Here is a 13,299-nt window from a genome sequence, read left to right as displayed (position 1 = left end):
CATCGCCCCGGACGGCCGCGCCGGGTGGCAGGATCGTTAGCGCCACCGATGCGTACGGAAGGAGCGTGGAGCGCTGCCATGACAGCACAGCGTCGCAGGGCGGCGCGGATCCTCCTGCTGGACGGGCTGGACCGCATCCTCCTCTTCCTGGGGACCGATCCGGCCGTGCCCGGAGAGGCGTGGTGGTTCACGCCCGGAGGCGGCTTGGAGCCGGGGGAGGACGTGCGCGAGGCAGCCGAGCGGGAACTCGCGGAGGAGACCGGTCTGCGGGGAGTGGACCTGGGGCCCTTGGTGGCGTACGGCACGGTGTCGTTCTCCTTTCAGGGGCAGCGCTACGAGCAGGAGCAGTGGTTCCACCTGGCCCGGACCACGGAGACGGATCTGGATCACTCGGGAATGGGCGAGGACGAACACGCCCAGCTGCTCGCGGCGCGCTGGTGGACGGTCGAGGAACTGAGAGGGACCACCGAGACGGTCTATCCGGCCGGACTGGCGGACTTCCTCGGGCGACTGCTGGCGCAGGGCCCGCCGGTCGAACCGGTACGGCTCTGAGCGGGGGTGCGGTGGTCCACAATGGGTGGACGTGACAAGTTGAGGGGACGCCTGGATGAGTGCCGAAGATCTCGAGAAGTACGAGACCGAGATGGAGCTCAAGCTCTACCGGGAGTACCGGGACGTCGTCGGCCTGTTCAAGTACGTGATCGAGACCGAGCGACGGTTCTACCTCACCAACGACTACGAGCTGCAGGTGCACTCGGTCCAGGGCGAGGTGTTCTTCGAGGTGTCGATGGCGGATGCGTGGGTCTGGGACATGTACCGGCCGGCCCGGTTCGTCCGCAAGGTCCGGGTGCTGACCTTCAAGGACGTGAACATCGAGGAACTCGCGAAGAGCGATCTGGAGCTGCCCTCGGACGAGTCCGGCTTCGGGAACTGACGTTGGACGACTCCGTCCCGCGTTGTCCAGCCGAATTTCGGGCGAAGGGGGCTTCTCACCCCTGCGGGTGACAAAAGTTATCCACAGGCCCGAGTTATCCACAGGGAACCGGAATTCTCCGGCTCCGTCGCACACGGTGGTGCAGCCTCCTCGGCGGAGGTGGTCACCGTGCAGAACACCATCGTGCAGGACCAGGCCGTGCCGAACACGGCCGCAGCCGGGCCGGACACCGGGAAGAGCCCGGAGCGCAGCACCAACAACGGGCTCGGCCGCTACGGGGAGCGGGTCGCCGCCCGCTGGCTCGCGGAGGCCGGGCTCCGCATCCTGGACCGCAACTGGCGCTGCGCCGAGGGCGAGCTGGACATCGTCGCCCTCGACGGCGACACGGTGGCGGTCTGCGAGGTGAAGACCCGCTCCGAGCGGGGCTTCCAGCAACCCAGCGAGGCCATCGACCGGGTCAAGGCCGCCCGGCTCCAGCGCCTGGCCGAGCGCTGGATGGCCGAACGATGGCCCGGTCACTTCGCCCGGCTCGCCGGGCCCGGGTACGACCCCGGGCCGGCGGATCCGCAATGGCCTCCCGCCCCACCGGGCGGAGTGCGGATCGATCTGGTGGCCGTGGTCAACCGGGCGCGGGGTGCGGCCCTGGTCGACCACCTGCGGGGGGTGGTCTGAGATGGCCTTCGCCCGAACCTGTTCCGTCGCCCTCGTCGGGGTCGACGGGGTGATCGTCGAGGTGCAGGCCGATCTGGAGCCCGGGGTGGCCGCGTTCACCCTGGTCGGCCTGCCCGACAAGGCGCTCACCGAGGCCCGCGACCGGGTCCGCGCCGCGGTCTGCAACAGCGGGGAGCCCTGGCCGCAGCGCAAGCTGACCGTCGGCCTCAGCCCCGCCTCGGTGCCCAAGAGCGGCAGCGGCTTCGACCTCGCGGTGGCCTGCGCGGTGCTGGCCGCCGCCGAGCGGCTCGACCCGTCGTCCATCGCGGACCTGCTGCTCATCGGCGAACTCGGGCTGGACGGCCGGGTGCGGCCGGTCCGCGGAGTGCTGCCGTCGGTGCTGGCCGCCGCCGACGCCGGGTACGAACGGGTCGTGGTCGCCGAACAGACCGCACCCGAGGCCTCGCTCGTCCCCGGGGTGACGGTGATCGGCGTCCGGAGCCTGCGCCAGCTGGTCGCCATCCTGACCGGGGCGACGGAGCCGGAGGAGCCGCCCGACCCGATCGGCGGCCGGCCGGATCCGCTGATGGCCGGCCTGATGCTGCCCACCGCCGGCGTCCGGGGCTTGCCGGACGACCGGGCGCTCCGCCTCGACATGGCCGACGTGGCCGGCCAGTACGAGGCCCGGCGGGCACTGGAGATCGCCGCCGCCGGAGGACACCACCTCTACCTGAAGGGCCCTCCCGGTGCCGGCAAGACGATGCTGGCGGAGCGGCTGCCCTCGTTGCTCCCGCCACTGACCCAGAAGGAGGCGCTGGAGGTCACCGCCGTCCACTCCGTGGCGGGCCTGCTCCCCGCCGGGCGCCCTCTGATCGACACCGCGCCCTACTGCGCCCCGCACCACTCCACCACCATGCCCGCGATCGTCGGCGGCGGCAGCGGCCTGCCGAGACCGGGTGCGGTCTCGCTGGCCCATCGGGGCGTGCTCTTCCTGGACGAGGCGCCGGAATTCCCGGTGCGGGTGCTCGACGCGCTGCGCCAGCCGCTGGAATCGGGCGAGGTGGTGATCGCCCGATCGGCCGGCTCGCTCCGCCTCCCGGCCCGCTTCCTCCTCTGTCTGGCCGCCAACCCCTGCCCGTGCGGCCGGTACTCACGGCGGGGCGAGGGCTGCGAGTGCACGCCCGCGATGGTCAGCCGCTACCAGGGGCGGCTCTCCGGCCCTTTGCTGGACCGGGTCGACCTCCAGGTCCAGGTCGCCCCGGTGACCAGGGCCGAACTGATGGAACGGGACGTCACGGCGGAGAGCACCGAGACCGTCGCGGCCCGGGTGCTGGCCGCGCGGGAGCGGGCGGCCGCGCGGCTGGAGCACACCCCGTGGCGGACCAACGCGGAGGTGCCGGGCCACGAACTGCGCACCCGGTGGCAGCTCGGTCCGGGCGCGCTCAACGACGTCGCGCGCCAGCTGGAACGCGGGCTGCTGACCGCCCGAGGCCTGGACCGGGTGCTCCGGGTCGCCTGGACGGTCGCCGATCTGGCCGGCCGGGACCGGCCGGACCGGCGGGACGTGCGCACCGCCCTGGTGATGCGCACCGGGGTCGAGCAGGGGTTGCCGCTGGCCGAACGCCCGTTCGGCCGGCTCGGGTCCGTACCGGCCCAGCGGCGGAGCGGCCCTGACGACTGGCCACCCGAGCCCGGACAGCCACCGGCCGACGAGGAGGAGGCGGCGTGAACCAGCTGTTGAGGAACCCTCAAGCACCCCGTGCGGGTGAGCCCGGCACCGGCGCGCCGCCGGGCCCGGCAACGGCCTCCGGCGGCACGTCCGCAGCCGACGCCGAGCGCCTCGCCCGGGTACTTCTCACCCGGCTCACCGAACCGGGGGACGCCGTGGTCGGGCGCTGGCTCGGACAGCTGCCCGCTGCCGACGTGGTCCGGGCGATCCGGGCGGGTGCCGTCCCCGAGCACCCCGGGCTGGACGCCGCTCGGCTGGCCGCCTACCAGGCGCGGCTCCCGGGCCTGGATCCGGTGGACGACCTGAACCGGGTACGAGCCGTCGGGGGACGCTTCATCATTCCGGGGGACACGGAATGGCCGAGTCAACTGGACGACCTGGGCGACGGACGCCCGATCGGGCTGTGGACCGCCGGCACCGGTTCGCTCCGGCTGCTCGCCCTGCGCTCGGTCGCGGTGGTGGGGTCCCGGGCGTGCACCGCCTACGGCGCCCACGTCGCGGGGGAGCTGTCGGCCCAACTGGCTGAGCGCGGCTGGGTGGTGGTCTCCGGAGCGGCCTACGGGATCGACGCGGCCGCCCACCGAGGGGCGCTCGCCGTCGGCGGGATGACCATCGGCGTCCTCGCCTGCGGGGTCGACGTGGCCTACCCGAAGGGCAACACCGAACTGATCCGACGGATCGGTGCCCAGGGCCTCCTGGTCAGCGAACTCCCGCCGGGGGAGCACCCGAACCGCTTCCGCTTCGTGCTCCGCAACCGCGTCATCGCGGCGCTCACCCGGGGCACGGTGGTGGTCGAGGCGGCCGTGCGCAGCGGCGCGCTGAGCACCGCGAGACGGGCGCGGGACCTCAACCGCCACACCATGGGCGTCGCCGGCCCGGTCACCTCGGAGCTCTCCGCCGGGGTGCACGCCCTGATCCGCAGCGGCAGCGCCACGCTCGTCACCGACGCGGCCGAGATCACCGAGCTGATCGGTGCGATCGGCGATGACCTGGCGCCGGAGCGCAGTGGGCCGGTGCTCCCGCGGGACCTGCTGGAGCCCGGGGTGGCCCGGGTGCTGGAGGCCGTCCCCGCCACGGCGGACGGAGCCCCGGTCGAACGGCTGGCCCGCCTGTCCGGGCTCCCGCCGGACGAAGCCCTCCAACGCCTCTACGAGTTGAGCGCCCTCGGTTACGTGGAGCGGCACGGAGCGCACTGGCGCGCGGTACGGAGGAGGAACTGACCGTCGGAGAGGGGAACGCGCGTGCGCCGGGCGCCGGTACGGGACGGCCCCGCTGACCTGCTGATCCGGTTCTTCCGTTCGTGTGGCCGGATCCGGTGGGCGAACGCCACCGGATCGAGGGACGACCGGGTGGCGGTAGCGCTTTGCAGCGAGTCGGTCACGCTACGCTCCACATGCCTTCCCTATCAGCACATGACTCGGCAGAACGGCGCAGACCAACGTATGCCCACACACATTCCCGGACACAGAGTGACCGGTGGCGCCCGGTCCTCGGGAGGGCCGCGGACCGAGCGGCGACCCGCGACCGAGTTCCCGTCCAAGCCGGCGGGAACCATGGGAGGCCTGTCGCGCCAGGGCGGCCGGCCGGCGGTGGTGCCGGGCCAGCCCGCGGACGCGGCCCGCGGAACCGAGCCGCCCCCCGGCAACGGGACGGCCGGTGCGGCGGGCGTGCGCCCCGGCGTGCCCGCCGACCGCGCGCCCCGGCCGCCCGGCGGCACTCCCTCCCCGGACGCCACGCCCCCACCCGAGGAGACCGCACCCCCGCCCGAGGACGCAGCGCTCCCCGCAGACGCTGCACCACCGCCGGGCGCCGCACCACCACTGGGCACCATCCCCCCGCCCGGCGCCGTCCCCCCGCCCGGGACCGTCCCTCCGCCCGGCGCCGTTCCCTCGCCCGGCACCGCGGGGCGCAGTGCGCTCCAAGAGCTCTGGCGCTCCTACAAGGAGACCGGCGATCAGCGGCTGCGCGAACAGCTGATCCTGCACTACTCACCACTCGTCAAGTACGTCGCGGGCCGGGTCGGGGTCGGTCTGCCCGCCAACGTCGAGCAGGCCGACTTCGTCTCCTCCGGGGTCTTCGGGCTGATCGACGCCATCGAGAAGTTCGACATCGACCGCGCGATCAAGTTCGAGACCTACGCGATCAGCCGGATCCGCGGCGCGATCATCGACGAACTGCGCGCCCTGGACTGGATCCCGCGATCGGTGCGGCAGAAGGCGAAGGCCGTCGAACGGACGTACGCGACGCTGGAGGCACGGCTGCGCCGGACGCCGCACGATCCCGAGGTCGCGGCCGAGATGGGCATCGCGATCGAGGACCTGCACGCGATCTTCAGCCAACTGTCGCTCGCCAACGTTGTGGCCCTGGACGAGCTGCTTCACCCGGTGGGCGACGGCGGCGACCGGCTGAGCCTGATGGACACCCTGGAGGACCACGGCGCGGACGACCCGGTCGAGGTGGCCGAGGACCGCGAGCTGCGCAGACTGCTGGCCCAGGCGATCAACACTCTCCCCGAGCGGGAGAAGACCGTGGTGACGCTCTACTACTACGAAGGTCTCACCCTCGCCGAGATCGGACAGGTGCTCGGGGTGACGGAGAGTCGGGTGAGCCAGATCCACACCAAGTCCGTCCTCCAACTGCGCGCCAAGCTCTCGGACGTCCGGTAGCGCGCGCCGGAACCGCCGGACGGCCCCGCACTCCGTTCGAAAGCGCGGCACCGTAACGGCCATGGACACCGCTCCGTACAGTTGGTGCGTGCCGAAGATCCGAGCTGCCACCGTGGCCGAGCATCGTCAGCTGCAGCGGGCAGCCCTCCTGGACGCTGCCCGCGCCCTTCTCACCGAGGGTGGCATGGAGGCCCTGACTTTCCCCGCGCTCGCGTCACGCACCGGGCTGGCGCGCTCCTCGGTCTACGAGTACTTCCGCTCCCGCGCCGCCGTGGTCGAGGCGCTCTGCGAGGTGGACTTCCCGCTCTGGGCGGCCGAGATCGAGGCCGGGATGGCGAGCTGCGACACCGCCGCCGAGCGGATCGAGGCGTATGTCCGGGGCCAGCTGGCGTTGGCCGCCGACCCGAGGCACCGCGCGGTCGTGGCCATCTCGGCCCTGGAGCTGGACGAGGCCGCGCGCGAGCGCATCCGAGCGGCACACGGCCGACTCGTCGGTCCGGTCGTCCAGGCGCTGGAGGAACTCGGTCACGAGCAGCCCCGGCTGGCTGCGGCGCTGTTGCAGGGGATCGTGGAGGCGGCCGTCCGCCGGGCCGAGCAGCCGGCCGGGGGAGACCGCCCGGGGTGCCCGACTGAGGCCACCGCCACCGAGACCTCCCGGGCCATCGCCGACGCCGCCGTCGCCCTGGCGCTGCACGGCCTCTCCCGGACCTGAGTCGCTGGCCGAGCCTGAGCCGCCGACCGGGTCTGGGCTCGCCCGCCCCGGCTGGCCGCCGTCCACACCGCCCAGCGGCAGCAGCCGCGCCGCGCCGACGCCGAGCAGGGCCAGTGGGTCGAGGTACCGGTGCCCGCGCAGCAGCCCCCAGTGCAGGCAGTCCCTGGTGCCGCAGTGCCGTCCGTCGGAGCTGAGCCGCCCGATCACCTGGCCGGTGGAGACGGCGGTACCGGGCGGGAGGGTGCCGATGACCGGCAGGTATGTCGTGCGGAGCGCGGGCTCGCCGGATCCGGGGTGGGAGACGGTCACGACCGGCCGCCCCGCCACCAGCCCGGAGAACAGGACCACCCCGGCGGCGGCCGCCCGTACCTCGGCCCCGGGCTCGGCGGTAAGGTCCACTCCCCGGTGCCCGGCTGCCCAGGGCTTCGCCGGCGGCTCGAACCGTGCCAGCACGCCATCCGGCCCACCCACCAGCCAGGCCCGCGCCGCCGCGAGGCCCCCGCCACCTGCACCGGCCCCGCCACTCGGACCGACCCCGAAGCCTCCAGCGCCCCGAGGGCCCCGAGCGGCAAGGCCGACCGCGCCCGCGCTCCCCGGACACCCGAGCACCGCTGTCAGCACCACCGCCAGCGCCAGCGCCAGCACCCGCGCCGCCCCGGCGAGCGCGGCGACCACCCCCGGCGACCCCCGCGCTCCACCGCACACCCCATCGCGCGTCCCCGCGCGCATGCCATCGCGCAGCTCCCCACACACCTCACCGCACCCAGTCATGCGCCGAGGCTCCTGCTGGTGCCCGCCCCGCACCACCCCCTTTCAAAAATCTGTGGACAAAACCCCCACTCCCGGCCGCCATCCCTCAGACGGGTGTACGGATCCCGCCATCCGGTGTACAACCGGCATGCGGGCACCGATCCGCGGGCAGGCAGCCGACCAGCACCCACCCGGCGCGCACGGCCCGTGCCGCCGCCCCGGACCAGAAGCCGTCCGCGAGTCCGGCCCCGGGCCATCCCCGACCATCCCCGGGCCGCACCCAGGCCGCACCCAGGCCGCACACGGGCCGCCCGCAGGCCGTCCGCTGCCCTGCGACGCTCGTGAAGTCGCTCGCCGCTCGGCGCTTCCCGTACACTTCACACGCGACCCGGTCCACTGGGTCGACTTCGCACGCCCCGCCACCGGTGGTCGGACGCGGTTCTCCGCGGCCCCGCCAGGTGCGAGTGCCGCTCGGTCCGCCGAGCCCGACCGGTCCCCGGACCGAGCGGGTGGAAGCGGCTCGGCACGTTCGGGGCGTCAGGCGTGGCTGTCACCTGGCTGCCACGGACAAAACCGAGCCTGACCCGGCCGTGGGCGAACGCCCGAGGGGAACCCCCGAGGGAACGCCGCAGCCGGGCCGTAACACCTGAGGAGCACGGCAATGGCCGTCGTCACGATGCGGGAGCTGCTGGAGAGCGGCGTCCACTTCGGTCACCAGACCCGCCGCTGGAACCCGAAGATGAAGCGCTTCATCATCACCGAGCGCAACGGCATCTACATCATCGACCTGCTGCAGTCGCTGAACTACATCGACCGCGCCTTCGAGTTCATCAAGGAGACCGTTGCCCACGGCGGCAGCGTCCTCTTCGTCGGCACGAAGAAGCAGGCCCAGGAGGCCATCGCCGAGCAGGCCACCCGCGTGGGCATGCCCTACGTGAACCAGCGCTGGCTCGGCGGCATGCTGACCAACTTCTCGACCGTCTACAAGCGTCTGCAGCGCCTCAAGGAGCTCGGCGAGCTGGACTTCTCGGACGTGGCCGGCTCCGGCCTCACCAAGAAGGAGCTCCTGGTCCTCCAGCGCGAGCACGACAAGCTGGAGAAGACCCTCGGCGGTATCCGCGACATGCAGCGCGTTCCCAGCGCCGTCTGGATCGTGGACACCAAGAAGGAGCACATCGCGGTCGGCGAGGCCCGGAAGCTCAACATCCCGGTCGTCGCCATCCTCGACACCAACTGTGACCCGGACGAGGTCGACTACAAGATCCCGGGCAACGACGACGCGATCCGCTCCGTCACCCTGCTGACCCGCGTGATCGCCGACGCCGTGGCCGAGGGCCTGAAGGCCCGCGCCGGTGTCGCCAAGGGCGACGCCAAGGCCGAGCCGGGCGCCGACCAGCCGCTGGCCGACTGGGAGAAGGACCTCATCGAGGGCGAGAAGAAGGCCGACGAGGCCGCCCCCGCCGCCGAGGCCGAGGCCGCCCCCGCCGCCGAGGCGCCGGCCGAGCAGGCCTGACGTACCAAGGGTGAGGGGCACCGGCCGGTACCAAGCCGGCAGGTGCCCCTCTCTCCCGCGCCGGGACCGAACCACCGGTCCCGGCGCCACCCCACGCAGACACGCGAGACGCGAGAAGAGATTCACACCATGGCGAACTTCACCGCCGCGGACGTCAAGAAGCTCCGTGAGCTCACCGGCGCCGGCATGATGGACTGCAAGAAGGCCCTGGACGAGGCCGAGGGCAACGTCGAGAAGGCCGTCGAGCTCCTGCGCATCAAGGGCCAGAAGGGCGTTGCCAAGCGCGAGGGCCGTGACGCCTCCAACGGCGCCGTCGCCGCGCTGATCGCCGAGGACAAGAAGTCCGGCGTCCTGGTCGAGCTGAACTGCGAGACCGACTTCGTCGCCAAGGGTGACAACTTCGTCAAGGTCGCCGACGCGATCGCCGCCCACGTCGCCAAGTCCGCCCCGGCCGACCTGGACGCCGCCCTGGCCTCCGAGATCGAGCCCGGCAAGACCGTCCAGCAGTTCGTGGACGAGGCCAACGCGACCCTGGGCGAGAAGATCGTCTTCCGTCGCTTCGCGCAGTTCGACGGTGACGGCTTCGTCGCTGTCTACCTGCACAAGACCAGCCCCGACCTGCCGCCGGCTGTCGGCGTCCTGGTCGAGCTGGACAAGGAGAACGCCGAGGTCGCCAAGGACGTCGCGCAGCACATCGCCGCCTTCGCGCCGAAGTTCCTGTCCCGCGACGAGATCCCGGCCGAGGTCCTGGAGAGCGAGGCCCGCGTCGCCGAGGCCACCGCTCGCGAGGAGGGCAAGCCCGAGGCCGCTCTGGAGAAGATCGTCCAGGGCCGCGTCACCGGCTTCGTCAAGGAGAACGCCGCCCTGGAGCAGGCGTTCGCCAAGGACAACAAGAAGACCGTCGCCAAGGTCCTCGAGGAGAATGGCGTCACCCTCAAGCGCTTCGCCCGCTTCCGCGTCGGCGCCTGAGTCACGTTCCACCTGGTCCCCGGCCCCCTTAGGCTGGGAACCGCCCCCGCCCGCTGACCAGGGCGGGCGGAACGCCGAACGGGCTCACCCAGCGCCAACCGTCCATGGGCGGGCCGCTTCGGCACCATGAACGACGAGGAGGCCATTGCCGTGCAGGACACCGAACCGGTTCCCGCGGCAGTGGCCTCCTCGCGTGTACGCGCAGGCCGGGTACCCGCACACCCAGGCCTGTGAGCCAGCAGGTGCAAAAAGGAGAAGTCCATGCAGGAGACGCAGGAGACCGCGCAGGACCCCCAGGCGGGCTCGCGCCGCCGGGTGCTGCTCAAGCTGTCCGGTGAAGCCTTCGCCGGTGGCGGCGGGCTCGGCGTCGACCCGGACGTCGTGCACGCGATCGCCCGGGAGATCGCCACGGTCGTCCGCGCCGGCACCGAGGTCGCGGTGGTTATCGGCGGCGGCAACTTCTTCCGGGGCGCCGAGCTGCAGGTCCGCGGCATGGACCGGGCCCGCTCGGACTACATGGGCATGCTCGGCACCGTCATGAACTGCCTGGCGCTGCAGGACTTCCTGGTCAAGGAGGGCATCGAGACCCGGGTCCAGACCGCCATCACCATGGGTCAGGTGGCCGAGCCGTACCTGCCGCTGCGGGCCGTCCGGCACCTGGAGAAGGGCCGTGTGGTGATCTTCGGCGCCGGTATGGGCATGCCGTACTTCTCCACCGACACCACGGCCGTCCAGCGCGCCCTGGAGATCCACGCCGACGTCCTGCTGATGGGCAAGAACGGCGTGGACGGCGTCTACGACTCCGACCCGCGGACCAACCCCGACGCGGTCAAGTTCGACGCGCTGGAGTACTCCGAGGTCATCGCGCGCGACCTCAAGGTCGCCGACCTCACCGCGATCACGCTGTGCAAGGACAACAACCTCCCGATGCTGGTCTTCGAACTGCTGGCGGAGGGCAATATCGCGCGTGCGGTGAAGAGTGAGAAGATCGGCACACTCATCAGCCAGGATTCCGTCCGGGCCTGAGCAGCAACCAGCCGTACGGGACGGCGTCCGCCGCGACCGGCCCCGATGCCGACACCGGTCGGGACAACAGCAGATGAACCGGACAGGGAGACCACAGTGATCGAAGAGACCCTCCTCGAGGCCGAGGAGAAGATGGAGAAGGCCGTTTCCGTCGCCAAGGACGACCTCGCGGCCATCCGCACCGGCCGTGCGCACCCGGCGATGTTCGCCAAGATCGTCGCCGAGTACTACGGCGCCGTGACGCCGATCAACCAGCTGGCCTCGTTCTCGGTGCCGGAGCCCCGGATGGCGGTCGTCTCGCCGTTCGACAAGACCGCCCTGAAGGCGATCGAGCAGGCGATCCGCGACTCCGACCTGGGCGTCAACCCGTCGAACGACGGCTCCATCATCCGGGTGGTGCTGCCCGAGCTGACCGAGGAGCGCCGCCGGGAGTTCATCAAGATCGCCCGCACCAAGGGCGAGGACGCCAAGGTCTCGATCCGTTCGGTGCGCCGCAAGGCCAAGGACGCCATCGACAAGCTGGTGAAGGACGGCGAGGTCGGCGAGGACGACGGCCGTCGCGGTGAGAAGGAGCTCGACGACACCACGGCCAAGTACGTGGCCCTGGTCGACGAGCTGCTGAAGCACAAGGAAGCCGAGCTGCTCGAGGTCTGATGAACGACGCCCCTGACGCCCCTGGCTACTGGGGCCCGTCCGACCAGCAGTTCCAGCCCTACCGCCCGGCGCCGCAGCCGCAGGCACCCCGGCCGTCGGCCCAGCCGGCGCCGGGGTACGGCGAGCACCCGGCGCCGGTCCAGGGTCAGCCCGTCCAGGGTCACCCCGTCCACGGACACGGTGCCCAGGGGCACCCCGGTCAGGCCCCCCACCGGGGCGTGGCGGGCGCTGCCCCGGGCGGCCCCGACCTCCGTTCGGATCACTCGCAGCAGTCTCCGGTGTACTGGGGCGGCGACGCGGAGGAGACTCAGGTCATGCCTCCCGTCCCGGCCGACCCGGGCCCGCAGCCCGGTGCGCCCGACCGCAGCGGCGACTACGGCGCCCACGGCCCCGACCGCGGCGCCCACGGCCCCGACCGCGGCGCCCACGGCCCCGGCCGCGGCGTCCACGGCTCCGACCGCGGCGTCCACGGCTCGGACCGCGGCGCCGGCCCGGGCCCGGCGGCACCGCACGGGCCGGCCGCCCCCGGGCAGCCTGCGGCGCAGGGCCGGCCGGGCGGTGGCCCGCTGTTCCGGGACGAGCGGCCCGGAACGGTCCAGCCGGGCGTGACGGAGACGGTCGTGCTGCGCGCGATAGCCGACGACGCCACCCCCGCCCCCGCCCCCGGCGCCCAGCCGCACCCGGGGGCTCCGGTGCATCCCGCGCCGCCGCAGAGTCACCGGCCGGCCGGGCAGCCCCACTTCGTGCCGTCGTCCCACCCAGGGCAGGAGACTTCCGTGGCCGCCCAGCCCGCCCCGCAGCCGGAGCCGCGCAAGCAGCGCGGCGGCCGTAACCTCCAGGCCGCCATAGGCGTGGGAGTCGGTCTCGGGGCGGTGATCGTCGCCTCGCTGTTCGTGGTGAAGGCGTTGTTCCTGGTCGTCGTGATGGCCGCGGTCGCGGTCGGCGTCTGGGAGCTGACCAGCCGGCTCTCCGAGCGCAAGGAGATCAACGCGCCGCTGGTCCCGCTGGTGGTGGGCGGCGTCGCCATGGTGGCCACCGGCTACTGGTCCGGGGTCCAGTGGGCCGCGGCCTCGCTCGCGCTGACCGGGCTCGCGGTGATGGTCTGGCGGATGGCCGGACCGCCCGAGAACTACCTGCGGGACATAACGGCCGGGGTGTTCACCGCCTTCTACGTGCCGTTCCTGGCCACCTTCGTGGCCATGATGCTGGCGGCCGACGACGGCCCCCAGCGGATCGTGCTCTTTCTGATCGTCACGATCTGCAGCGACACCGGCGCCTACGCCGTGGGCTACAAGTTCGGCCGGAACAAGCTGGCGCCGACGATCAGCCCCGGCAAGACCCGCGAGGGCCTGGCCGGCGGCATCGGCCTGTCGATGCTGGCGGGCGCCGTGCTGATGCAGCTGATCATCGACGGCGGCAGCTGGTGGCAGGGCCTGATCCTGGGCGGCTGCGCGGCGGTCACCGCGACCCTGGGCGACCTGGGCGAGTCGATGATCAAGCGCGACCTCGGGATCAAGGACATGGGCACGCTGCTGCCCGGCCACGGCGGCATCATGGACCGGCTGGACTCGCTGCTGCCGACCGCCCCGGTGGTCTGGCTGCTGCTGGCCGCCTTCGTCGGCAGCTGACCGGGCCCGGTACGAGCGCTCACCGTGAGGGCCCCGGACGCCCGGCGTCCGGGGCCCTCACGCGTCT

At 72.7% G+C, this 13,299-nt stretch carries 12 protein-coding genes and 1 pseudogene; 12 read left to right on the top strand and 1 reads right to left on the bottom strand.

The window, feature by feature from the left end:
• Nucleotides 1-78: 78 nt before the first annotated feature.
• The 7 genes from ACGF07_RS29360 (at nucleotide 79) to ACGF07_RS29330 (ending at nucleotide 6,692) form a co-directional block, all read left to right on the top strand.
• Entirely contained in the window at nucleotides 79-552 is a 474-nt protein-coding gene (locus tag ACGF07_RS29360) for an NUDIX domain-containing protein (protein WP_350744742.1), read from the top strand.
• 55 nt (nucleotides 553-607) lie between these two features.
• Nucleotides 608-934, top strand: a complete 327-nt coding sequence (locus tag ACGF07_RS29355) for a DUF2469 domain-containing protein (RefSeq protein WP_030056781.1) — start codon at nucleotides 608-610, stop codon at nucleotides 932-934.
• A 168-nt stretch (nucleotides 935-1,102) separates the two neighbouring features.
• Nucleotides 1,103-1,606 (top strand): YraN family protein, encoded by a 504-nt coding sequence (locus tag ACGF07_RS29350; protein ID WP_392903573.1) that lies wholly within the window; start codon nucleotides 1,103-1,105, stop codon nucleotides 1,604-1,606.
• 1 nt (nucleotide 1,607) lies between these two features.
• Nucleotides 1,608-3,314 (top strand): YifB family Mg chelatase-like AAA ATPase, encoded by a 1,707-nt coding sequence (locus ACGF07_RS29345; protein ID WP_392903571.1) that lies wholly within the window; start codon nucleotides 1,608-1,610, stop codon nucleotides 3,312-3,314.
• 5 nt (nucleotides 3,315-3,319) lie between these two features.
• Complete coding sequence (gene dprA / locus ACGF07_RS29340) at nucleotides 3,320-4,534, top strand: DNA-processing protein DprA (RefSeq protein ID WP_392903621.1); 1,215 nt, start codon at nucleotides 3,320-3,322, stop codon at nucleotides 4,532-4,534.
• Nucleotides 4,535-5,134: 600 nt separating this feature from the next.
• Nucleotides 5,135-5,980, top strand: a complete 846-nt coding sequence (gene whiG / locus ACGF07_RS29335; RefSeq protein WP_392903618.1) for an RNA polymerase sigma factor WhiG — start codon at nucleotides 5,135-5,137, stop codon at nucleotides 5,978-5,980.
• A 112-nt stretch (nucleotides 5,981-6,092) separates the two neighbouring features.
• Nucleotides 6,093-6,692 carry a TetR/AcrR family transcriptional regulator gene (locus ACGF07_RS29330; RefSeq protein WP_392903616.1) on the top strand — a complete coding sequence of 200 codons (600 nt, stop codon included), beginning with the start codon at nucleotides 6,093-6,095 and terminating at the stop codon, nucleotides 6,690-6,692.
• Between the two features lie 126 nt (nucleotides 6,693-6,818).
• On the opposite strand, the pseudogene ACGF07_RS29325 reads toward ACGF07_RS29330, so the two are convergent.
• Nucleotides 6,819-7,421 (bottom strand): annotated as a pseudogene (locus ACGF07_RS29325) (peptidoglycan DD-metalloendopeptidase family protein); the annotation flags it as partial.
• Nucleotides 7,422-8,103: 682 nt separating this feature from the next.
• Between ACGF07_RS29325 and rpsB the strand changes: the two are divergent.
• The 5 genes from rpsB to ACGF07_RS29300 all read left to right on the top strand — a co-directional run bounded on the left by rpsB (nucleotide 8,104) and on the right by ACGF07_RS29300 (nucleotide 13,232).
• Entirely contained in the window at nucleotides 8,104-8,955 is an 852-nt protein-coding gene (gene rpsB / locus ACGF07_RS29320; RefSeq protein WP_350744748.1) for a 30S ribosomal protein S2, read from the top strand.
• A gap of 129 nt (nucleotides 8,956-9,084) precedes the next feature.
• Nucleotides 9,085-9,924 (top strand): translation elongation factor Ts, encoded by an 840-nt coding sequence (tsf, locus tag ACGF07_RS29315; RefSeq protein WP_350744750.1) that lies wholly within the window; start codon nucleotides 9,085-9,087, stop codon nucleotides 9,922-9,924.
• Nucleotides 9,925-10,185: 261 nt separating this feature from the next.
• Nucleotides 10,186-10,950: a UMP kinase gene (pyrH, locus tag ACGF07_RS29310; protein ID WP_148642763.1), complete on the top strand. Its 765-nt coding sequence runs from the start codon at nucleotides 10,186-10,188 to the stop codon at nucleotides 10,948-10,950.
• 96 nt (nucleotides 10,951-11,046) lie between these two features.
• Nucleotides 11,047-11,604, top strand: a complete 558-nt coding sequence (gene frr / locus ACGF07_RS29305) for a ribosome recycling factor (RefSeq protein WP_350744752.1) — start codon at nucleotides 11,047-11,049, stop codon at nucleotides 11,602-11,604.
• Between the two features lie 314 nt (nucleotides 11,605-11,918).
• Nucleotides 11,919-13,232: a phosphatidate cytidylyltransferase gene (locus ACGF07_RS29300; RefSeq protein WP_392903566.1), complete on the top strand. Its 1,314-nt coding sequence runs from the start codon at nucleotides 11,919-11,921 to the stop codon at nucleotides 13,230-13,232.
• Nucleotides 13,233-13,299 lie beyond the last annotated feature (67 nt).

Source organism: Kitasatospora sp. NPDC048194, from assembly GCF_043202455.1.
Taxonomy (GTDB): domain Bacteria; phylum Actinomycetota; class Actinomycetes; order Streptomycetales; family Streptomycetaceae; genus Kitasatospora.
Note: the sequence above shows the minus strand (reverse complement) of the source record. Positions and strands in the feature narration are given on the sequence as shown.

Coding starts and splice junctions, on each gene's coding strand:
- tsf (WP_350744750.1), top strand. CDS start 9,085: ATGGCGAACTTCACCGCCGCGGACGTCAAGAAGCTCCGTGAGCTCACC.
- rpsB (WP_350744748.1), top strand. CDS start 8,104: ATGGCCGTCGTCACGATGCGGGAGCTGCTGGAGAGCGGCGTCCACTTC.
- ACGF07_RS29300 (WP_392903566.1), top strand. CDS start 11,919: ATGCCTCCCGTCCCGGCCGACCCGGGCCCGCAGCCCGGTGCGCCCGAC.
- ACGF07_RS29345 (WP_392903571.1), top strand. CDS start 1,608: ATGGCCTTCGCCCGAACCTGTTCCGTCGCCCTCGTCGGGGTCGACGGG.
- pyrH (WP_148642763.1), top strand. CDS start 10,186: ATGCAGGAGACGCAGGAGACCGCGCAGGACCCCCAGGCGGGCTCGCGC.
- ACGF07_RS29360 (WP_350744742.1), top strand. CDS start 79: ATGACAGCACAGCGTCGCAGGGCGGCGCGGATCCTCCTGCTGGACGGG.
- ACGF07_RS29355 (WP_030056781.1), top strand. CDS start 608: ATGAGTGCCGAAGATCTCGAGAAGTACGAGACCGAGATGGAGCTCAAG.